This is a genomic window from Sphingopyxis sp. EU05-FHT14B03, from assembly GCF_058790875.1.
In genome coordinates this window covers 786,670-806,728 of sequence record NZ_JBYTDC010000001.1, presented here as the reverse complement: position 1 = coordinate 806,728, position 20,059 = coordinate 786,670, and the positions used below count along the sequence as shown (strand labels likewise).

Sequence of the window (20,059 nt, the reverse complement as noted above, 5' to 3'; positions counted from 1 at the left end):
ATATAGCGAGCATCCAACCTTGCCGGCGAGCGGTGCTCGCCGGCAATTTTTTGCGTGCGTCTGGACGACGGGATCGACGATCGGCTCCATCTGATACGCATCCAAAGGCGGGGAAGGCCATGACCAGTACCACCTCTCTTTCCAAATCGCGCCACGGCCGCGTTCTCAAACTGACGCTGGAAAGCGATTGCGGCCGGCATCCCGTGTCGCCCGAACTCGGCCTGGCCCTTCACAGCAGCATCGCCGACGCCGAAAGCGATGACGCCGTCGGCGCGATCCTGTTGACCGGCAGCGGCAAGACATTTTCGGCTGGCGGCGACATTGGCGGTTTGATTGCCGGGCTCGACGCGGCGCGGCCCGACGCGGAAACCAGAACGCTCCTTGCACAGTCGGCGTCGGGATGTCTGGCTCTCATGAGATCGACCAAGCCGACGATCGCGCTCGTGAACGGCGCCGCGGCAGGGGGCGGGCTGGCGCTGGCCGCCGCTTGCGACATACGGCTCGCGAGCCACGCCGCCAAATTCGCCTTCGCTTATCCCCGGATCGCCCTGGCAGGTGACCTCGCGGCCTGCTGGAGCCTCAACAGGATATTGGGACCTTCGAGGGCGCTCTATTTCGCGCTGTCGGCCAAGCGGCTTTCGGCAAGCGAGGCCCTGGCGCTCGGTTTGATTGCCGAGGTTCATGCCGATGATGGTCTTCAGCAAGCCGGGCTGACGCTCGCGCAAGACATCGCCTCGATGTCGCCTATGGCGCTTGCGCAGGTGAAGATGAATTTTCGGGCGGCCGCCACGGTCTCGAGAGACGAGGCGATCGAAATCGAAAGCGATAATTTTCTGCTGGCACGCGCCCATCCCGACCATCGCGAGGCGGCGATGGCCTTTATCGAAAAGCGAAGGCCGCGATGGACGCAGGGCGCGCGTTGAACCCGGGGCTTTGTCGCCTAGCCTGTCGGCAATGGTCGATCATGTCGACACGGGCAATCGCAGAGCATGACGCGCAGCGCTTGAGGACGATCGAGCGTCCTCATCGCTGGCACGGCCGAGAGGGCAGGTTCGTGTCCGGCTGATCAGATGGGCGAGGGCGCGCGCCGGCCCATGGAGGGGTTCGGTTCGAACGGCCGTCGATCGGTAAAGCGCCCGGAGCTGCGCCGCGTTGCGGCTGCAATCTCTCCGATGCCTGATTTCCCAGATCCCGCAGGACTGAGTGGTGCGGTCGAGAAGACTCGAACTTCCACGGCCTTTCGGCCACAACGACCTCAACGTTGCGCGTCTACCAGTTCCGCCACGACCGCACATCATGATGGGGCCGAATGGGTCCGGCTCCGGGTAGGAGCGGGCGCCTAGCAAAGCTTTTCGGACGATGCAAGCAAGCTGTGCCGCATTTATTTTCGCAGCTGCGAACAAGTCGCGTGACGCGCTTTGGTGCTTGTCACGAAACCGACTCCAAAGAGTCACTCAAATGTCATCGCTCTGGCGTCAGACCGTCACCGAATCACCCTAGTGGCGGCGTCACCGGGGGCGCGGCGGGGCACTCCTCTCGAACCGGCCGGTGATTTTTCAGCAGGGGCGCCGACCGATCCGGCGGCGCACAGCGGATAACGGAGAATTTCATGGCGGCTTTCGCGCGCGTTCGTTTGGTCATGCTCAGCAGCGTGGCCTGTTCTATTCTGGCCGCCTGCGGTGCCGACGGTGTCGCTTCGCCCGGTGAAGGCGTCATCGTGATCCCGGCGCCGACCCCGACCCCCACGCCGACCCCGACCCCCACGCCGACCCCGACCGGCGTCACCCCTGCCGCCGCTTGCCCGAGCATCGCCGGCCCCGCGCTGTCGGATCTCGGCACCATCACCGGTCCGCAGGGTACCTGGCGCAACTGCGGCTTCCCCGCGCGCTTCACCGCCTCGACCGCGATCCCCAAGGTCGCCGGCGTCATTTACTCGCTCCCCGGCCGCGTCGATGTCGGCACCGACCAGGGCGCGACCAGCACCAACACCGACGTCACGCTGACGATCGATCCGGGCGTCACCATCTTCGGCGCGACCGGCGTTTCCTATCTGGTCGTCAATCGCGGCAACCGCATCGACGCCGTCGGCACTCCGTCGCAGCCGATCATCTTCACGGGTCGCGGCAACGTCGTCGGTTCGGCCGACGACAATACCTCGCAGCTGTGGGGCGGCGTCGTCCTGCTCGGCCGTGCGCCGGTCACCGACTGCCTCGCGCCGGGCGCCACGCCGGGCACCGCCGCGTGCGAACGCGACACCGAAGGCACGTCGAACGCGCTTTATGGCGGCGCGCAGCCGGCCGACAATTCGGGCCGCATGTCCTATGTCCAGATCCGCTACTCGGGCTTCATCCTCAGCGCCGACAAGGAACTGCAGGGCCTGACCCCGTCGGGCGTCGGTTCGGGCACCACGATCGAAAATATCCAGGTCCACAACAGCTCGGACGACGGCATCGAAGTGTTCGGCGGCCGCGTCAACATGCGCAACCTGGCGATCACCGGCGCCGAGGATGACGGTCTCGACACCGACGTCGGCTACAAGGGCAATGTCCAGTTCCTGCTCGCGGTACAGCGCGCCGGCGGCACCGTCGGCGACTCGATGCTCGAAATCGACTCGAACGGCAATGAAGACACCACCCCGCGCCAGAATGTCGCGCTGTCGAACTTCACCTTCATCCACCGCGCCAATGCGGCGGGCAACACCGCGTCGGTGCTGATCCGCGGCGGCGCCGACTATCGCCTGATGAACGGTCTGATCGTGGCGCCCGGCATCTCGTGCGTCCGCATCAACTCGGCAACGACGATCCAGACCACGGGTGCCGACGAAGCCGGGCCGCCGAAGTTCGACTCGGTCAACATGCAGTGCGGCGGCGCCAGCGCCTTCCTTGGCACCAGCGGCGTCACCAACGATCAGGTCGCGACGATCTTCAACGGGGGCACGAACAACAGTTCGACCTATGTCCCGACGCTGTCGAACGTGTTCATCAACGGCGCCACCGAAACCGCCCGCCCGGCGTTCAACCCGGTTCCGATCAACGCCTTCTTCGTGAACGCGGGCTATGTCGGCGCGGTGCGCGATGCCAGCGACACGCGCTTCACCGGCTGGACCTGCAACAGCGCGACCGCGAGCTTCGGTTCGTCGAGCGCCGCGTGCACGCTCATCCCGGTCTGACGCGCCTTCGTACCTGAATTGGGGCGGGGCGCACCATCGGGGCGCGCCCCGCCCCGCTTATCATCCGAATTATAGGGGTTTTTAGGGCCATGACCAAACGGTCGATTTTCGCCAGCATGCTGCTCCTCTCGTCGGCGTTGGTCGCACCGGCCGCACTGGCACAGGACGCCGGACCCGCGGGTTCGAGCACCGAAGCCACGCCGCCGACCGCCGATGCCGCCGATCCGGCGCCGGCCGACGACGATCAGCCCGATGTGTCGATCCCCGGCGGTTCCGATCAGGAAATCGTGGTCACCGGCCGCTATACCCCCAATGTCGTCCGCGCGACCCCCGAGGTCGTGTCGGTCCTTTCGTCCGCCGACATCGCGCGCACCGGTGAGGGCGATATCTCGGGTTCGCTCCAACGCGTCACCGGCCTGTCGGTCGTCGGCGGCGGCTTCGTCTATGTCCGCGGCCTCGGCGATCGCTATTCGCTCGCGCTGCTCAACGGTTCGCCGCTGCCGAGCCCCGAACCGCTGAAGCGCGTCGTCCCGCTCGACATCTTCCCGTCGAACGTCATCGATTCGACGCTGGTCCAGAAAAGCTATTCGGTGAACTTCCCCGGTGAGTTCGGCGGCGGCGTGATCAACCTCACCACCAAGTCGACCCCGCGCGAGAATTTCCTGACCTTCTCGGGCGGCATCGGCTGGGACAGCGAGACGACCAACGAACTCGGCTACACCTATTATGGCGGCGACGCCGACTGGACGGGTTTCGACGACGGCACCCGCGATGTGCCCAAGTCGCTCGCCGCGGCCTTTGCCAGCAGCAAGCCGATCATCGAGGGCGCCGATTTCAGCAAGGACGATCTCGAAGCGATCGCCATGGACCTCGTCAATGCGCCGACGACGCTGCTGCAACAGAACAACCATATCCCGGTCAACTGGTCGGCGGGCGTCACCGGCGGCCTGACCATCCCGATGGCCGACGGCGAACTCGGCATCATCGCGACGGCGGGGATCAGCAACAAGTGGCGCACCCGCGACACGCTGCAGCAGACCTCGGTCGAGGCCGACCTGTCGGGCGATCCGCAGACCAGCTACAACCGCGTCGTCACCGACAATCGCGTCGTCGTCAACGGCCTGCTCGGCTTCGGGCTCGAGATCGGCGATCACAAGCTGCGCTGGACCAACCTCTATATCCGCGACACCCTCAAGCAGGCGCGTCTCGCGCTCGGCACCGACCAGAACCAGTCGGGTCGCGACATCATGAAGCAGGACACGGCGTGGTACGAACGCCAGCTGATCAACACCCAGTTTGTCGGCGAATTCCATTTCGACCGGCTCAAGCTCGACCTGCGCGGCGCCTATGCCAATTCGCAGCGCGAAGCGCCCTATGAACGCAGCTTCACCTATGTCCGCACCAATCTGCCGACCGCGCAGGACCCCGTCGGCGACAAGTTCGTCAACGACCTCGGCGGCAACAAGGGCGACGCGACGATCGCCTTTTCCGACCTGAACGAAGATCTGTGGTCGGGCGGCGTCGACCTGTCCTACGAAATCGCCCCGCGCATCACCGGGACCGTCGGCTATGCTTATAGCGATACCAGCCGTACCTCGGTGCGCCGCGCCTTCCAGTATCGCGCCTCGAACCTGCCGATCCCGGTGCAGCAATTGCGCCCCGACTATCTGCTCTCTGACGCGTCGATCCAGCTTTATGACATCACGCTGCTCGAAACCTCGGCGCAGGACGGCACCGCGGCGTTCGACGCGGCGCTGACCACCCATGCCGGCTATGCGCAGGTACAGGCCGAACTGCTGTCGGGCGTCAACATCAACGCCGGCGTCCGGTACGAGGATGCCAAGCAGACGGTGTCGCCGATCGACCTGTTCAATTCGGGCGCGTCGTCGATCGTCGATACGAACCTGAACAACGACTATTGGCTGCCCGCGGTCACCCTGACCTGGGAAGTCGCCCCCGACATGCAGCTGCGCGTTAGCGGGTCGAAGACGATCGCCCGCCCGCAGTTTCGTGAGTTGGTGGCGCAGGTCTATCAGGATCCCGAATCGAACCGTCTGTTCCGCGGCAACCCGTCGCTGACCGACAGCCGGCTGACGAACGCCGAAGCGCGGTACGAATGGTATTTCGCCAAGGATCAGCGCCTGACGGTCGCGGGCTTCTACAAGTCCATCGACAATCCGATCGAGGCCTATACCTCGATCTCCGACTCCTCGGTCAACACCAGCTACGCCAACGCGCCGAAGGCGACGCTTTATGGCGTCGAGTTCGAACTGCAGAAATATTTCCCGCTCGACACGCTGTCGGATGCGCCTTTCTGGTCGAGCCGCCGCTTCGTATTGATCGGCAACTATACCTATACCCAGTCCGACATCTCGGTCGCGGCGGGCGATACCACGACGATCAACGGCGTGGTGCAGGATGCGAGCAACTTCTTCTTCGACGGCTCGCCGCTCACCGGCCAGTCGGACCATCTGGTCAATTTCCAGATCGGGCTCGAGGATCAGGACCATTTGTCGCAGCAGACCCTGCTCGTGACCTATGCCAGCCCGCGCGTCACCAGCCGCGGTCCCTCAGGCCAGCCCGACCTGCGCGAAAAGCCGGGGATTTCGCTCGATTTCGTCGCGCGGCAGGGCATCAATCTGCTGAACAAGGAAATCGAACTGAAGTTCGAGGCGCGCAATCTCACGGGCCGCAATTATGAAGAGGTACAGGAGTTCGGCGACAACCGGATCTTCTTCAACCGCTACAAAATCGGCCGCAGCTTCTCGCTGAGCGCGTCGCTGAAATTCTGATGAAACATCCTCCCTGCCGCGAAGCGGTGGGGAGGGGGCCGCGCCCGAAGGGCGTGGTGGAGGGGCATCGACGCTGCGTCAAAGCCCCTCCGTCAGCCCTTCGGGCTGCCACCTCCCAATGCCTGCGGCACCGGGAAGATAGATACGGCGAGCCGCCACAGGCCGGACTCGCCCGACTGTCAAAAAACTGTAATCTTCCCGTCAGCTGATTGTCACCAATCGCCCCTAGGCGATTCGCGAGGCACCATGGTGATGCGGGGGATAAACAGGTTTTCATGGCGACGCTGATGTCCGGATCGGCCGTTCGGTTGCCGCGCGGATTGCCCGCATGGCTGCGCAGCGGCAAGCGCTCGCCACGCGCGGTCTGGCCCATGCTGGTCGTCGGCCTGCTGGCGCTGCTGCTCGCGGTGCAGGTCGTGCGCCTGCTCTGGACGATCGTGACACCCCTGTCGCCGCTTGGCGCCTGGCAGCCGCAGACCGCGGTCATCGCCTCGCCTGCCGAGCGCCGCGCGCTCTTCACCAGCTTCGATCCCTTTTTCCGGACCGGCGGACAGGGGCCCGCCTCGGCGACGGTCACCGCTCTCGGCCTGACGCTGTTCGGCGTCAACATCAACGAAGCGACCGGCGGCGGATCGGCAATCATCGCTGCCGAGGACGGTATCCAGAACAGCTATGCCGTGGGCGACGAGATCGGGCCGGGGGTGAAGCTCGTCGGGGTCGCCTTCGACCATGTGCTGCTCGACCGCGGCGGTGCGCGCGAAAGCCTGTTCCTCGACCAGAGCGGCGCGGCGCCGGTTGCGACGCCCGCGACTCCGCTGCCCGCGCCGACCCCCGAGGTCGGGGCGGCGCCTGCCAATGATGCGGTTGCCGGCGAACTTTCGCCCGCCGCGTTGAAAAGCGGCGTCGGCTTCGCACCGCGCAGCGAAAACGGCCGCGTCACCGGGGTCGTCGTTCAGCCGCAGGGCGACGGCGCCGCCTTCCGCGCCGCGGGCCTGCGTCCGGGCGACGTCATTCGCGGCGTCAACGGCCGCCCGATCGGCTCGGCGGGCGATGCCGCCGCGCTCGCCAATCAAATCACACCGGGGGCACGCCTCTCGCTCGAAGTCGAGCGCGGTGCCAACGTCGTCCCGATCGCCATTTTTGTTTCGAAGTAGGGTATATGCGCCTCAAACTGTCCCTGATGCTTGCCGCCGCACTGGTTTCGGCGACGCCGACCGCCGCGCTTGCGCAATATACGCTCAACGTCCGCGACGCCGACATCCGCGCCTTCATCCAGGATGCGGCGCGGATCACCGGGCGCACCTTTGTCATCGACGGGCGCGTCAACGGCAAGGTGTCGGTGGTCACCGACCGCCCGCTATCGCGCAGCGAATATTTCGAAATCTTCCTCGCCACCTTGCGCTCGAACGGTCTCGTCGCGGTATCGGGACCGAACGGCAGCTATCGTATCCAGCCGATCGACGGCGCGGCGTCGCAGCCCGGCCGCATCGGCAGCGACCGCGCGGCGCAGAACCAGTTCGTCACTGAAATCATTCGTCTGCGCCACATCGACGCCGTCGCCGCGGTCGAGACTTTGCGCCCGCTGGTCAGCCCGCAGGGTTCGCTGACGGCGAACCGCAACGCCAACAGCCTGGTTGTCGCCGACTTCGCCGACAATATCCGCCGCATCCGCGCGCTCGCGTCGAGCATCGACCGCGACAGCACGACAAGCCAGATCGTGACGCTGAAAAATGCCGGCGCGCGCGAAATCGCCGCCGCGCTTCAGGCGCTCGCGCCGGCGGCGGGGGAGGGCGCGCAGGCGCCGGTCGCGATCGTCCCGATCGACAGCAGCAACGCCATCGCGCTGCGCGGCGACCAGGCGCTCGTCGCGCGCTTCGTCCAGATGGCGAACGACCTCGATCAAAAGGCGGCGGGCGGCACCGAACTGCGCGTCTATTGGCTCGACCATGCCAACGCCGAAACCTTGCTCCCGACGATCCAGCAGCTCATCGGCGGCGGCAGCGATCCGGCGCAGAAGGCGGGTCTGCCGGCGGCGTCCTCGTCCTCGTCCTCTGGCGGCAACGGCGCATCGACGGCCGCCCCGGCCCCGGCGGCGGCGCCCGTCTCGACCGGCGGCGGCGGGAGCGGCAGCATCGCGACGCGCGGCCCCGCGATCGTCACCCGCTACGAAGGCGCCAACGCGATCATCGTCGCCGCCAACCCCGACGTCCAGCGCATGCTCGGCGAACTGATCCGTCAGCTCGACAGCCGCCGGCCGCAGGTGCTGGTCGAGGCGATCGTGGTCGAGATCGGCGACGATGCGGCGAAACAGCTCGGCGTCCAGTTCCTGCTCGGCGGCAAGAATATTCCCTTCGTTGCGACCAGCTACGGCAACGCCTCGCCCAACATCCTGACGCTCGGCGGGGCCTATGCCGCCAACCAGTTGTCGCAGCAGACGACGACGGTGAACGGCAACACCACGGTGACGCAAACGAACAGCTCGCTCGGCAACAGCCTGCAGGAAGCGGCGGCGGCATCGCTGCTCACCGCGACCGGCGGGTTCGCGGGATTTGCGGGCGACATCGGCAAGAATACGGTGTTCGGGGCGATCATCAACGCGGTGAAGTCCGACACGACGTCGAACCTGCTGGCCACCCCGCACATCGTCACGCTCGACAACCAGGCGGCGAAATTCCTCGTCGGCCAGGAAGTGCCGATCACAACAGGTGAAGCGCTCAGCGACAATTTCGACAACGCCTTTCGCACCGTCCAGCGTGAGGAGGTCGGCATCAAGCTCGACGTCACGCCGCAGGTAAACGGCGCCGGAGAGGTCAAACTCTTCCTGCGTCAGGAAGTGTCGAGCGTCGCGGGACCCGTCTCGTCGCGCAACGGCGACCTGATCATCAACAAGCGCTCGTTCGAAACGGTGCTGACGGTCGACGACGGCGAAATCCTCGCGATCGGCGGGCTGCTCAACGACGACGAGCGCAAGACGATCGAACGGATACCGCTGCTCAGCGACATTCCGCTGATCGGCGAATTGTTCAAATCGCGCAGCCGTTCACGCTCGAAGACCAATTTGATGGTCTTCATCCGCCCGACGATCCTGCGCAACCGCGAGGACAACGCCGCGCTCACCGCGCGCCGCTATGGCTATATTCGCGACACCCAACTGCGCCGCAATCCCGACGAGGAACCCGCGCTCGACACGCTGGTCCGTGACTATATGGGCGCCACCCCGCCGTCGCCGCCGACCGCGACCGACATCACCGTCGGCCCGGTCGATCTGCCGGCGCTGCGCGGCCCCGACGGCAGCGTCACGACGACCGATGTGCCGCCCTCGATCTCGAATGCCCCCGCCCCGCCGCCGGGAGACTATCCGTGACCGAAGACGAACCGATCGCCGCGCCCCCGGCGCCGGTCGACATTCCCTATGCCTTTGCCCGCACCCACGGCGTCGTCATCGCGCCGGGCGAGGGCGGCGTCTGGCTTGCGACCCTGCGCGAAGGCGCCGACCCTGCGGTGTTGATCGAGGTGAAACGACACCTCGCGCAGCCGCTGCGCGTCGCCACCATCAACGCCGCCGATTTCGACCGGCTGCTGTCGGACCATTATGCCGTCGATGCCTCGGCGGCGGCGATGGCGGGTTCGCTCGACGGCAGCGACATGGATTTCAGCTTGCCGAGCGCCGAGGATCTGCTCGACAGCGCCGACGACGCCCCCGCGATCCGCCTGATCAACGCGATCATCGCCGAAGCGGTGCGCCAGGGTGTCAGCGACATCCATATCGAACCCTATGAAAGCGGGCTCGTCGTGCGCATGCGCACCGACGGGGTGCTACGCGAGCATCTGCGCATGCCGCCGCACGTCGCCCCCGTCGTGGTCAGCCGCATCAAGGTGATGGCGCGGCTCGACATCGCCGAACGCCGCATTCCGCAGGACGGCCGCATCGGGCTGACCCTCGCGGGCAAAGCGGTCGACGTCCGCGTTTCGACGCTGCCCAGCCGCGCCGGCGAGCGCGTCGTGATGCGTATCCTCGACAAGGACGCGGCGGGGATCGATTTCGACGTCCTCGGCCTGTCGGGTGCCGCCGATCAGATCTTGCGCGAGGCGCTGGCCGAACCCAATGGCATCATCCTTGTCACCGGCCCGACGGGGTCGGGCAAGACGACGACGCTTTACGCTGCGCTCAAGCAACTCAACGACGGCCAGCGCAATATCCTGACTGTCGAGGACCCGGTCGAATATGCCGTCGACGGCGTCGGCCAGACGCAGGTGAACGCCAAGGTCGGGCTTGATTTCGCCGCTGGGCTTCGTGCGATCCTGCGCCAGGATCCCGACGTCGTGATGGTCGGCGAAATCCGCGATCGCGAGACCGCCGATATCGCGGTGCAGGCCTCGCTCACCGGTCACCTCGTCCTTTCGACGGTCCACACCAACGACGCTGTCGGCGCCATAACGCGTCTCAAGGATTTGAAAGTAGAGCCTTTTCTACTGGCGTCGACGCTTCGTGCGGTCATCGCCCAGCGACTTGTGCGCAAACTTTGTGAAAATTGTCGCGAACCGGTGCAGGCCGACAACAGCATTGCCGCGATGCTTGGACTCGACATTGGCACCGTCATCTGGCGGCCCAAGGGCTGCGACCATTGCGGCGGCACCGGTTATAAAGGCCGGATCGGGGTGTTTGAGGCGATCAAAGTCGACGAGACCGTCCGCCGCTATATCTTTAATGGCGGCGACGAGGCGATGATCGTCAAGCACGCCTTCCTCAAATCGCCAACGCTCGCGTCGGCGGCGCGGGCGATGGTCGCCAAGGGACTGACCACCGCCGAGGAAGCGATCCGCGTCGCGCGGCGCGAGGAAATCGATGCCTGATTATCGCTATGTGGCGATCGATCCGCAGGGCCGCGAGCGCAAGGGGCGGCTGACCGCCGCCAACGATGACGCCGCGCGCGCCGATCTCGTCCGGCGGAAGTTTCATATTGTCGCGGTCGAGGCAGCGGGATCGAAGCCGGCGGCGGGCCGGTCGCTGTTCGCGTTTCGCCGCACCAAATTGTCAGCCAAGGAACTCGCGCTTTTCACCCGCCAACTCGCGACACTCGCCGAGGTCGCGCCGCTCGAAGAAGCGCTGCGCACGCTGACCCGACAGAGCGAAGCGGAGAGTGCGCGTGTCGTCGTCGGCGACGTCCACGCCGGCCTGCTCGAAGGCCGCCGCCTCGCCGATGCGATGGCGCGCCAGCCGGGCAGTTTTCCGCCGCTGTACCGTGCGATGGTCGCCGCGGGCGAAACCACCGGCAGCCTGACGACGATCCTCGCGCGGCTCGCCGACCTGCTCGAACGCCAGGCTGAAGTGCGCGGCAAGCTGATCGCTGCGCTTGCTTACCCGATCGTGCTTGCCTTCGTCGCGATCGGCGTCGTTGCGGCGCTGATGATCTTCGTCGTCCCGCGCGTGGTCGAACAATTCACCGACTCCGGCCAGCAACTGCCGTTCCTCACCCGCGCGGTGATCGCCATTTCCAGTTTCGCCGCCAACTGGTGGTGGCTGGTCGCGCTGCTGTTCGCCGCCGCGGTCTTCGGCTGGGTGACCGCGATGCGCCGCCCGGCGTTCAAGGCCCGGGTCGATGCGCGGCTGCTGCGTCTGCCGCTCCTCGGCCGCCTGCTCCGCGATCTTCACGCGGCGCGCTTCGCGCGTACCCTGTCGACGATGGTGTCGAGCCGCCTGCCACTCGTCGAGGGGCTACGCCTGACCGTGCCGACGATCCGCAACGCCGCGCTGGCGGGCGCGACCGCGACGATCGTCGACCAGGTGCGCGCCGGCGGCGGTCTGTCGGCCGCGCTGCGCGACGCCGGGGTGTTCCCGCCCTTGCTCGTCTATATGACCGCCAGCGGCGAAAGCGCCGGGCGGCTCGAGCAGATGCTCGAGCGCGCCGCCGACTATCTCGAACGCGAATTCGACCGTTTTACCGCCGCCTCGATGGCGCTTCTCGAACCTGTCATAATTGTCGTTATGGGGTCGTGCGTCGCCCTCATCATCCTCGCCATCCTGCTGCCGATCCTCCAGTTGCAGAACCTTGCCGGATTATAATAATGTCGCTCATGCAGCTTTTCATTCGCCTGATGCTCGATCCCTCGCGCCCGCCGGTCGACCGGCGCCGCAAAAGAGACGAGCGCGGCTTCACCCTGACCGAATTGATGGTCGTCATCTTCATCATCGGGCTTCTCGCCACGGTGGTGATGATCAACGTGCTGCCCAGCCAGGACCGAGCGATGGTGACCAAGGCCAAGGCCGATATCGCGACGCTCGAAACCGCGCTCGAACAATATCGGCTCGACAATCTGGCCTATCCCGCGTCGGGCGACGGACTCAATGCGCTGAAGGTCGCGCCGCCGTCGCTGGCGCAGCCCGAACGCTATCGTCGCGGCGGCTATATCAAGCAATTGCCGAACGACCCGTGGGGCCGTCCGTATAATTATCAGGCGCCCGGTCCCAATGGTGCGGCGTTCGACATCTGGTCGCTCGGCGCCGACGGCGCGCCCGGCGGCACCGACGACAATGCGGATATCCACGGTGGAGACAGCTAGGACGCCCGCGTCCGCCAGGCGCAGGGCAAGGGCGAACGGCTTCACCCTCGTCGAGCTGATGGTCGTGCTCGCGATCATGGCGCTCGCCGCGACCGCCGTAGCACTCACCATTCCCGGCGAGGAGCGCAATGTGCGCAGCGAAGCCGACCGGCTCGCCGCGCGGCTCGCCGCCGCGCGCGACGTCGCCGTGATCGAGGGACGCAGCGTGTCGGTCAATTTCGCGCCGTCGGGTTACGGTTTCGAACGGCGGATCGCGGGCGAGTGGCAGCCGCTGCCCGGCCGTTCGTTCGACCGGCGCAACTGGCCCTCCGACGTCCGGTTCGCCGCAGGCAACGGGCAGGGCGCGGCGCGCATATTGTTCGACCGCGTCGGCACCAGCCCCACCCCGCAGGCGATCGTGCTGAGCGGCGGTGACGCGCGCGAGGTCGTGCGCGTCTCGGCGACGGGGGAGGTCAGCCGTGGCGAATGAGCGCGAAAGCGGTTTCACCCTGCTCGAAATGCTGGTCGCGCTCAGCATCCTCAGCATCGCCGCGCTGACCCTCGTGCGCCTCGACGCCTTTGCGGTGCGCACCGCCGGCGACCTCGACGAGACCACCATCGCGGGCATCGTCGCGCAGAATCGCGCGGTCGAATTGTGGACCGACCCCGCGCCGCCGACGATCGGCAACAGCGCGACCGGGGTTTCCAATGCCGGGCGCAACTGGCGCGTCGAACAGCGTGTCGCGAAGACCGCCGCCGACGGCCTGCTGCGCATCGACCTGATCGTCCGCCCCGAAAGCGGGCGTGGGCAGGCGGCGCTGACGATCATCCGGCCGTCGCGATGAAGGACCAGCGCGGCTTCACCCTCGTCGAGATGCTCGTCGCCTTGTCGCTGTTCGCGGCGATCGCCGCGATCGGCGTCGGGCTGCTGCGCAGCAGCATCGATACGCAGGATGCGGTGCAGGACCGGCTGAAGGCGATGGGCGGGGTCAACCGGTTGCGCGCGCTGATGGCCAACGACCTTGCGCAGGCGCTGCCGCGTTCGACGCGCGGCCCCTCGGGCGAAACGGTCCCCGCCTTTGCCGGCTCTGAAACCGGCTTTGCGCTCGTCCATGGCGGTGCGGCCTCGCTCGACGGCGGGTCGCGCCCCAATGTCGAGCGGGTCGCCTATGCGCGTGTCGGCGGCGAATGGCGCCGCGCGGCGCAGCCGATGCTCGACGGCACGGCATTGAGCGATGGCGACCGTCTGGTGGACGAAGTGGCCGGTGTCGCCGTTCGCTATCGCGACGAGCAGGGGCAATGGGGCAGCAGCTGGACATCCGATCCCGGCGATCGCCTGCCCCGCGCGGTCGAGGTGCGGTTGACCCGGCAGGGCCGCGCACCACTGGTGATGCTGTTCCTCACCGCGCCCGTACCGCCGCCGCCGCTGCCGCTCGGGACGCCCGTGCCATGAACCGCGGACAATCCGATGAACGCGGCGCCGCGCTGCTCAGCGTGCTGCTGCTCGTCGCGGTGATGGCGGTGATCGCCGCGACCGCGCTCGACCGGCTGACGCTCGCGACGCGGATCGCGGGCAGCGCCGCGACGGTCGATCAGGGCCGCGCCTACAGCTTCGCCGCCGAACAGATCGCGCTGCGCCGCGTCGCCGACCTCGTCGGGCGCGATCCCGCAAAACTCACGCTCGCCGGCGATTGGCTCGGGCGCGACTTCACCCTGCCGTTGCCGAACGGGCAGGGGACGGCGCGGCTGACCGACGCGAGTAACTGCTTCAACCTGAACAGCCTTGTCGCCGAGACGATCCCGGGCCGCTTCACCCAGCGCCCCGGTGGCACCGGCCAGTTCGCCGAACTGATGACGCTGCTCGGGGTCAACGCCGACGAGGCGCGTATGGTGGCCGGCGCGACCGCCGACTGGATCGACAGCGACAGCGTTGATGGCCCGCTCGGCGCCGAGGACGGCGTCTATCGCTCGCTGCCCGGCAGCTACCTTCCCGCCAACCGCAAGATGGCCGATGTCAGCGAATTGCGCGCGGTGCGCGGGGTGACGCCCAAGCTTTATGCGCGGCTCAAACCCTGGATCTGCGCGCTGCCCGCGACCGATCCGGTCAAGCTCAACATCAACACGCTGGCGCCCGAACAGGCGCCGCTCGTCGCGATGCTGTTGCCGGGGCAATTGACCGCCGCCGAGGCACGCGCGGCGCTGGCGGCGCGGCCCGCCGGCGGCTATGGCAGCAGCGTGCGATTCTGGGAATCCGGACCGCTCGCCCGGCTCGATCCGCCCACCGATGTCGCCGAGCAGGCGGGGGTGACGAGCCGCTGGCTGATATTGAAGACCGACGTGACGATGGGGGATGGTTTCTTGACTTCTGTATCGCTGATCGACGCGAACGGCGGTGCGCCATCGGCGGGCCAGATGCCGCCGGTGATCGTGCGGCGCGATTGGGGCGAAACCGACTGACATGGCGCGCACATTGGTTCTCTGGCTGCCCCCGGCGGCGATGCTCGGCGAGCGGGCCGATGCGGCGTGGCTGCGTGTCGACGACGGCGTGATCGTCGATTCGGGACAGGATGACGGCTGGGTCGACGCTTGGGAAAAGCCGCGGGATGACGAGGGTGACGACCGGCTGATCGCGCTTGCACCCGCCGCCGACGTGCCGCTGCGCTGGCGCCACTATCCCGACGCCGCCCCGGCACAGGCCGCCGCGATCGCGCGCGTCGATACGCTGCGCGACAGCTTGGGCGATGCGGCGCTCTTGCATGTCGTCGCCGGCCAGCCCGCCGACGCGGGGCAGGCGGTGCCCGTCGCGGTGACCACCCACGCCGCGATGGCGGCATGGACCGACTGGCTGAAGGCACAGGGGTTATCCCCCGCCGCGATCATCCCCGCCGCCGCGACCGTGCCGCCGCCTGAGCCCGACAGCCTGTGGTCGGCCGAACTCGGGCGCGAACAGATTTTGCGCAGCGACGACCGCAGTTTCATCTCCGACCCCGAACTCGACCCGCTGATCGCCGCCGGCCGCCCGATCGCGCCGCTCGATGCCGACCGGATGCGTCAGGCGCTGCTGCTCTCGCTCGCCGCGCCGCCGCTCGACCTGCTGACCGGCGCGTGGCAGCCGAGGCGCAGCTGGGCGATCGATCCGGCGCTGGTCCGGTGGATGAAGCGACTTGCCGTCGTCCTGCTCGCCGTGACGTTGTTGGTCCCGATCATCCATGCGATCCGGCTCAACGCCGACATCGGCCGCGCTGACGATGCGAGCGTCGCCGCCGCCAAAAAGGCTGGCGTCACCGCCACCGACGCAGAGAGCGCCGAGGCCGAACTCGACCGCCGCCTCGCGGCTGCGGGCGGCGGGCCGCTCGCCTTCTCGGTGCCCGCGTCGGCGCTCTACGACGCGATGCGCGACACGCCGGGGGTGGCGCTCAAGAGCTTGTCGCACCGCACCGACGGCACGCTGTCGACGACGATCGCGGCGCCGCGCACCGAGGACCTGAACGCGGTGCTGCTGGCGCTGCAGGCGCGCGGCTACAAGATCACCGCGCAGCCGATGGCCGGCACCGACGGCAACCAGATGGCGAACATCACGGTGAGGGCCGTGCCATGACCGATCGGATCTCCAACTGGTGGCAGGGTATGTCGCGTCGCGAACGCTGGATGGTCGGGGTTGCCGGGGTGCTGGCGCTGGCGGTCTTCATCTGGCTGCTCGGCCGTCCGGCCTATGCCGCCTTCACCAATCTCGAGGCCGATCATCGTGCCGCGATCGAGCGGCAGGGCCGCGTTGCCGCCAAGGTCCAGTTGCTGGCGCAGCGTCCGGCATCTTCGGCCGCCGCCGCGAATGACGCGGTCGCGATCGACCAGTTTCTCACCCAGTCGGCGGGCGAGATCGGGCTGACGCTCGACCGCAATGAAGCACGCGGGCAGGGGCAGGCAACGATCGCGATCGCCACCGCGCGCGCGCCGGTGCTCGCCGACTGGCTCGCCTCCTTGGAAACGCAGGGCTTCGTCGTCGACCAGCTGACGATCACCCCGGCCGCCGACGGTACCGTCGGCATGACCGCCGAACTGCGGCGCGGGGGCAAATGATGCGCCGCCGGGTCATCCTTGCCGCCGTCCTGATCATTCTGATCCTGATTGTCGCGACCTTCCCGATGCGCCTCGCGCTCGCGATGGCGGGCGCCGAAAAGTCGGGGCTGACCGCGCGCGAGGTCAATGGTTCGGTCTGGGCGGGTGAATTGATCGAAGCGCGGCTCGGTGCCTTGCCGCTCGGCAATGTGCAGGCCAGCCTGTCGCCGCTGGCCCTGCTCGGCGGCGATGTCGAGCTGGCTTTCAGTCGGCCCGATGCGCGGCTCGGCGAACTCGCGGGGCGTCTCCATGGCAGCAACCCGCGCGGCCTTTCGGATCTCAACGGCACGACCTCGCTCTCGGGTGGCCTCGGCCTCGTTCCGGTCGACAGCCTGCGCTTCGAGGGTGCCGCGGTACGGTTCGACGATCGCGGGCGCTGCGTCTCGGCGAGCGGGCGCATCCAGCTCAGCGTCGGCACCTCGATCGCCGGGCTCGACCTGACGCGTGGCCTTACGGGGCCGCTGCGCTGCGTCGAGGGCCGCGCACAGGCGGCGCTCGTCAGCCAGTCCGGCATGGAGCGACTGATGCTCGGCTTCGACGGTAGCGGCGCCTGGCGTGCCGAGTTCGCGATCACCGCCGATGACCCGGTGATGGCGTCGGCGCTGTCGGCGATCGGTTTTCGCGCCGGCAGCAACGGCTTCGTGCTGGTCAGTTCGGGCCGTTTCTGACCGATGACGGCGGCGCTTGACGCCTTGCCATATGGCGCGGGCGTCGGGTTCGCGGCGCTGCTCGGGGTGGTCCTCGGCAGCTTTATCGCGACCCTGGTGCTACGCTGGCCCGACGGGCGGTCGCTGCTGGGGCGCTCCCACTGTGACGGCTGCGAGCGCGCCCTCGGTCCGCTCGATCTCGTCCCGCTCGTCTCGGCGCTCGTCCAGCGCGGCCGTTGCCGGACATGCGGCGCGCGGATCGATCCCTTTCATATGCAGGTCGAGCTGGCATCGGGCCTGATCGGCGCGCTGGCGCTGACGATCATGCCCGGCATCGCGGGGTGGCTCTGGGCGCTGTTCGGCTGGCTGCTGCTGCCGCTCGCCTTGCTCGACGCGCGGCATATGTGGCTGCCCGACCGGCTCAATGCGGTGCTGGCCATCACCGGCCTGCTGCTCGCCGGGCCGTTGCTTGACACGGTGCTGCTCGACCGCTGGATCGGTGCGGTCGCGGGCGGGGTGCTGCTCGCGCTCGTCGCGCTCGCCTATCGGCGCGGGCGCGGGCAGGACGGCATGGGCGGCGGCGACCCCAAGCTGGTCGCGGCGATCGGCTGCTGGCTCGGCTGGCAGGCGCTGCCGCTGATGCTGCTGCTCGCCAGCGTCGGCGGCATGGTCTGGGCGCTGACCACGCAAAAGAAAGGGGACCGGCCGCTGGCGTTGCGACAGGTCCCCTTCGGTCTCTTTGCCACCGTCGCCGCCTGGGCGACGGTGGCGCTGTGGCCGTTGCTTAGCGCTGGATGACCACTGTCACCGCACGGCGGTTCTTCGCATAGGCTTCCTCGGTCGACGCGGTGTCGGCCGGGCGTTCCTTGCCATAGCTGATCACCTCGATCCGCGACGGGTCGACGCCCAGCGAGGCGAGATAGTTTTTCGCGGCATTGGCGCGGCGTTCGCCAAGCGCGATATTATAATCGCGGGTGCCGCGTTCGTCGGCATGGCCTTCGAGCAGAACGCGAACCGCCGAATTGCGCTGCAGCCACTGGGCCTGGTTGCTCAGCGTCGCCTGATCCTCGGCATCGACATTATACTGGTCGAAACCAAAGAAGATGCGGTCGGACGAAACGCTGTTCAGGAAGTCCTGCTGCGAACCCGGGATCACGCCGGTGCCGCCGCCCGAATTGCCGCTGCCGTCGTCGATCCCGTCGGGGTTGGGGGGCAGAACCTCGGGCGCCTTTTTCGAGCAAGCGCCCACGGCGAGCATTGCGATCGCGGCGATCATGGCGGTGGTTTTCCGTATCGTCATGTTGTCGTCCCTTTCGTGTTAATCCGGATGGTCCTGTTCATGTTGAGATTAACCCATGTTGAACCTTTGGGTTCAACCCGAGGCTGCAACATTGGTTCCGCCGCACATTTGGTGCGGATTGGCCGATTACGGCAGCACGGGTCCCCAACTCGGGTCCGACCCGTCCTGCGGAGTCTGCAGCTTGCGCATGTTCACGCCGGTCAGGTCGACCTGCCACAGGCTCGACTTGCCGGAGGCGCCGCGCGAGGTGCGGAAGAATTGCAGCACGCGGCCGTTCGGCGACCATGTCGGCGCTTCGTCCTGCCAGTCGTTGGTCAGCAGGCGCTCGCCGCCGCCCGACGGGGTCATCACGCCGATGCGGAATTCGCCGCCGCCCATCTTGGTAAAGGCGATCAAATCGCCGCGCGGCGACCATTCGGGGGTGGCATAGCGCCCGCCGCCGAAACTGATCCGCTGTTGGTTCGACCCGTCGATGTTCATCGTATAGACCTGCTGGCCGCCCGACCGGTCGCTTTCGAACACGATCTTCTTGCCGTCGGGCGAGAAGCTGCCGCCGACGTCGATGCCCGGGTTGTTGGTCAGCCGCACCGGCGTGCCGCCGTTCGCCGAGATGCGATAGATGTCGGTATTGCCACCGGTCGCCATCGAGAAGAGAATCTGCGTGCCGTCGGGCGACCAGCGCGGCGCGAAGGTCGCGTTGCGGCTTTCGGTGACGAGCTTTTGCGTGCCCGCCGCCACGTCATAGATGAACACCCGGACGCGGTCGTTCAGATAGCTGACATAGACGATCTTTTGGTAGTCGGGTGAGAAGCGCGGTGAGATCGCGAGCGCCTGACCGTTGGTGATGAAACGGTGGTTGCCGCCATCCGAATCCATGATCGCGAGGCGCTTGATGCGGTTTCCCTTGGGGCCGCTCTCGGCGATATAGGCGACGCGGCTGTCGAAGAAGGGCGCCTCGCCCGACAGCCGCGAATAGATGGCGTCGGCGCATTTATGCGCGGCGCGGCGCCAGTCGCCCGGCTGGATTTCGAACCCCTGCCGCACCAGCTCGCTGCCGAGCTGGGTGTCATAGAGATAGCAGCCGACGATCAGCCCGCCGGTGCTGTTGGTGCGCACGAAGCCGTGGACGACATTCTCTGCATTGCGGGCCTGCCAGTCGGCAAAGCGCGGCGCGGTAACCTCGGCCATCGTAATCGCGCGGACGCTGCCCGGGCCGAGCGGCGCGTAGAGGCCGCTGCGTTCAAGGTCGGCGGCGATCACTTCGGCGATCTGGCGACCGAGGCTGTCGGTGCGCAGGCCCGCAACGGTGGTGACCGCCGGCGTGGCGAGCGCGGGCACCGCGATGACCGTGCGGTCCTGCGACAGCGTGCCTTCGATGGTTTCGCGCGGTTCGGTCGGTGCCGGCGTGGCGGGCGGTGTCGGAGCGACCTGCGCCATGGCGGGGGAAGCAGCGAGTGCCAGCACGAGGGCGAAGGCGGTGGAACGGAGGATCATG

At 67.4% G+C, this 20,059-nt stretch carries 18 protein-coding genes and 1 tRNA gene; 16 read left to right on the top strand and 3 right to left on the bottom strand.

The genetic code is table 11. From position 1 onward, the window contains the following. The first annotated feature begins 32 nt into the window (after positions 1–32). Positions 33–923, top strand: a complete 891-nt coding sequence (locus AC3WS4_RS03935) for an enoyl-CoA hydratase/isomerase family protein (protein WP_492736365.1) — start codon at positions 33–35, stop codon at positions 921–923. Positions 924–1,204: 281 nt separating this feature from the next. Here AC3WS4_RS03935 and AC3WS4_RS03930 read toward each other — a convergent pair. Further along, a tRNA-Leu gene (locus AC3WS4_RS03930) sits at positions 1,205–1,291 on the bottom strand. Between the two features lie 318 nt (positions 1,292–1,609). Here AC3WS4_RS03930 and AC3WS4_RS03925 point away from each other — a divergent pair. The 15 genes from AC3WS4_RS03925 to AC3WS4_RS03855 all read left to right on the top strand — a co-directional run bounded on the left by AC3WS4_RS03925 (position 1,610) and on the right by AC3WS4_RS03855 (position 18,062). After that, complete coding sequence (locus AC3WS4_RS03925; RefSeq protein ID WP_492736367.1) at positions 1,610–3,169, top strand: beta-helix domain-containing protein; 1,560 nt, start codon at positions 1,610–1,612, stop codon at positions 3,167–3,169. A gap of 89 nt (positions 3,170–3,258) precedes the next feature. Continuing rightward, positions 3,259–5,961 (top strand): TonB-dependent receptor domain-containing protein, encoded by a 2,703-nt coding sequence (locus tag AC3WS4_RS03920; RefSeq protein WP_492736369.1) that lies wholly within the window; start codon positions 3,259–3,261, stop codon positions 5,959–5,961. 287 nt (positions 5,962–6,248) lie between these two features. Continuing rightward, entirely contained in the window at positions 6,249–7,115 is an 867-nt protein-coding gene (locus AC3WS4_RS03915) for a type II secretion system protein N (protein ID WP_492742636.1), read from the top strand. A 5-nt stretch (positions 7,116–7,120) separates the two neighbouring features. After that, positions 7,121–9,325, top strand: coding sequence for a type II secretion system secretin GspD (gene gspD / locus AC3WS4_RS03910; protein WP_492736373.1), 2,205 nt, complete (start codon positions 7,121–7,123; stop codon positions 9,323–9,325). After that, a complete protein-coding gene (locus AC3WS4_RS03905) occupies positions 9,322–10,815 on the top strand; it encodes a GspE/PulE family protein (protein WP_492736375.1) in 1,494 nt (497 codons plus the stop codon). The genes gspD and AC3WS4_RS03905 overlap by 4 nt, the downstream gene beginning before the upstream one ends. Then, a complete protein-coding gene (gene gspF, locus AC3WS4_RS03900; RefSeq protein WP_492736377.1) occupies positions 10,808–12,025 on the top strand; it encodes a type II secretion system inner membrane protein GspF in 1,218 nt (405 codons plus the stop codon). The genes AC3WS4_RS03905 and gspF overlap by 8 nt, the downstream gene beginning before the upstream one ends. 11 nt (positions 12,026–12,036) lie before the next feature. After that, positions 12,037–12,522, top strand: coding sequence for a type II secretion system major pseudopilin GspG (gene gspG, locus AC3WS4_RS03895; RefSeq protein ID WP_492736379.1), 486 nt, complete (start codon positions 12,037–12,039; stop codon positions 12,520–12,522). Then, positions 12,509–12,991 carry a GspH/FimT family pseudopilin gene (locus tag AC3WS4_RS03890; protein ID WP_492736381.1) on the top strand — a complete coding sequence of 161 codons (483 nt, stop codon included), beginning with the start codon at positions 12,509–12,511 and terminating at the stop codon, positions 12,989–12,991. The genes gspG and AC3WS4_RS03890 overlap by 14 nt, the downstream gene beginning before the upstream one ends. Next, positions 12,981–13,346 carry a type II secretion system minor pseudopilin GspI gene (gspI, locus tag AC3WS4_RS03885; protein ID WP_492736383.1) on the top strand — a complete coding sequence of 122 codons (366 nt, stop codon included), beginning with the start codon at positions 12,981–12,983 and terminating at the stop codon, positions 13,344–13,346. The genes AC3WS4_RS03890 and gspI overlap by 11 nt, the downstream gene beginning before the upstream one ends. Further along, positions 13,343–13,954, top strand: a complete 612-nt coding sequence (locus AC3WS4_RS03880; protein ID WP_492736385.1) for a GspJ family type II secretion system protein — start codon at positions 13,343–13,345, stop codon at positions 13,952–13,954. The genes gspI and AC3WS4_RS03880 overlap by 4 nt, the downstream gene beginning before the upstream one ends. Continuing rightward, positions 13,951–14,958 (top strand): type II secretion system minor pseudopilin GspK, encoded by a 1,008-nt coding sequence (gene gspK, locus AC3WS4_RS03875; protein WP_492736387.1) that lies wholly within the window; start codon positions 13,951–13,953, stop codon positions 14,956–14,958. Before AC3WS4_RS03880 ends, gspK begins: the two co-directional genes overlap by 4 nt. Position 14,959: 1 nt before the next feature. Next, positions 14,960–16,099, top strand: coding sequence for a type II secretion system protein GspL (gene gspL, locus AC3WS4_RS03870; protein WP_492736389.1), 1,140 nt, complete (start codon positions 14,960–14,962; stop codon positions 16,097–16,099). Further along, a complete protein-coding gene (locus tag AC3WS4_RS03865) occupies positions 16,096–16,578 on the top strand; it encodes a type II secretion system protein M (RefSeq protein ID WP_187141907.1) in 483 nt (160 codons plus the stop codon). Before gspL ends, AC3WS4_RS03865 begins: the two co-directional genes overlap by 4 nt. After that, positions 16,575–17,285 (top strand): type II secretion system protein N, encoded by a 711-nt coding sequence (gene gspN / locus AC3WS4_RS03860; RefSeq protein ID WP_492736391.1) that lies wholly within the window; start codon positions 16,575–16,577, stop codon positions 17,283–17,285. Before AC3WS4_RS03865 ends, gspN begins: the two co-directional genes overlap by 4 nt. Before the next feature lie 3 nt (positions 17,286–17,288). After that, positions 17,289–18,062, top strand: coding sequence for a prepilin peptidase (locus AC3WS4_RS03855; protein ID WP_492736393.1), 774 nt, complete (start codon positions 17,289–17,291; stop codon positions 18,060–18,062). On the opposite strand, the gene pal is transcribed toward AC3WS4_RS03855, so the two are convergent. Both pal and tolB read right to left on the bottom strand, forming a co-directional pair. Further along, a complete protein-coding gene (pal, locus tag AC3WS4_RS03850) occupies positions 18,049–18,558 on the bottom strand; it encodes a peptidoglycan-associated lipoprotein Pal (protein WP_410468131.1) in 510 nt (169 codons plus the stop codon). The two genes, AC3WS4_RS03855 and pal, sit on opposite strands and share 14 nt — an antisense overlap. A gap of 132 nt (positions 18,559–18,690) precedes the next feature. Continuing rightward, positions 18,691–20,058 carry a Tol-Pal system beta propeller repeat protein TolB gene (gene tolB, locus AC3WS4_RS03845; RefSeq protein WP_492736395.1) on the bottom strand — a complete coding sequence of 456 codons (1,368 nt, stop codon included), beginning with the start codon at positions 20,056–20,058 and terminating at the stop codon, positions 18,691–18,693. Position 20,059: the final 1 nt, after the last annotated feature.

What these genes read in the sequence shown, in the direction of transcription:
- AC3WS4_RS03925 (WP_492736367.1), top strand. Translation starts at nt 1,610, where the DNA reads ATGGCGGCTTTCGCGCGCGTTCGTTTGGTCATGCTCAGCAGCGTGGCC.
- AC3WS4_RS03920 (WP_492736369.1), top strand. Translation starts at nt 3,259, where the DNA reads ATGACCAAACGGTCGATTTTCGCCAGCATGCTGCTCCTCTCGTCGGCG.
- AC3WS4_RS03915 (WP_492742636.1), top strand. Translation starts at nt 6,249, where the DNA reads ATGTCCGGATCGGCCGTTCGGTTGCCGCGCGGATTGCCCGCATGGCTG.
- gspD (WP_492736373.1), top strand. Translation starts at nt 7,121, where the DNA reads ATGCGCCTCAAACTGTCCCTGATGCTTGCCGCCGCACTGGTTTCGGCG.
- gspF (WP_492736377.1), top strand. Translation starts at nt 10,808, where the DNA reads ATGCCTGATTATCGCTATGTGGCGATCGATCCGCAGGGCCGCGAGCGC.
- gspG (WP_492736379.1), top strand. Translation starts at nt 12,037, where the DNA reads ATGCAGCTTTTCATTCGCCTGATGCTCGATCCCTCGCGCCCGCCGGTC.
- AC3WS4_RS03880 (WP_492736385.1), top strand. Translation starts at nt 13,343, where the DNA reads ATGAAGGACCAGCGCGGCTTCACCCTCGTCGAGATGCTCGTCGCCTTG.
- gspK (WP_492736387.1), top strand. Translation starts at nt 13,951, where the DNA reads ATGAACCGCGGACAATCCGATGAACGCGGCGCCGCGCTGCTCAGCGTG.
- gspL (WP_492736389.1), top strand. Translation starts at nt 14,960, where the DNA reads ATGGCGCGCACATTGGTTCTCTGGCTGCCCCCGGCGGCGATGCTCGGC.
- AC3WS4_RS03865 (WP_187141907.1), top strand. Translation starts at nt 16,096, where the DNA reads ATGACCGATCGGATCTCCAACTGGTGGCAGGGTATGTCGCGTCGCGAA.
- gspN (WP_492736391.1), top strand. Translation starts at nt 16,575, where the DNA reads ATGATGCGCCGCCGGGTCATCCTTGCCGCCGTCCTGATCATTCTGATC.
- AC3WS4_RS03855 (WP_492736393.1), top strand. Translation starts at nt 17,289, where the DNA reads ATGACGGCGGCGCTTGACGCCTTGCCATATGGCGCGGGCGTCGGGTTC.
- tolB (WP_492736395.1), bottom strand. Translation starts at nt 20,058, where the DNA reads ATGATCCTCCGTTCCACCGCCTTCGCCCTCGTGCTGGCACTCGCTGCT.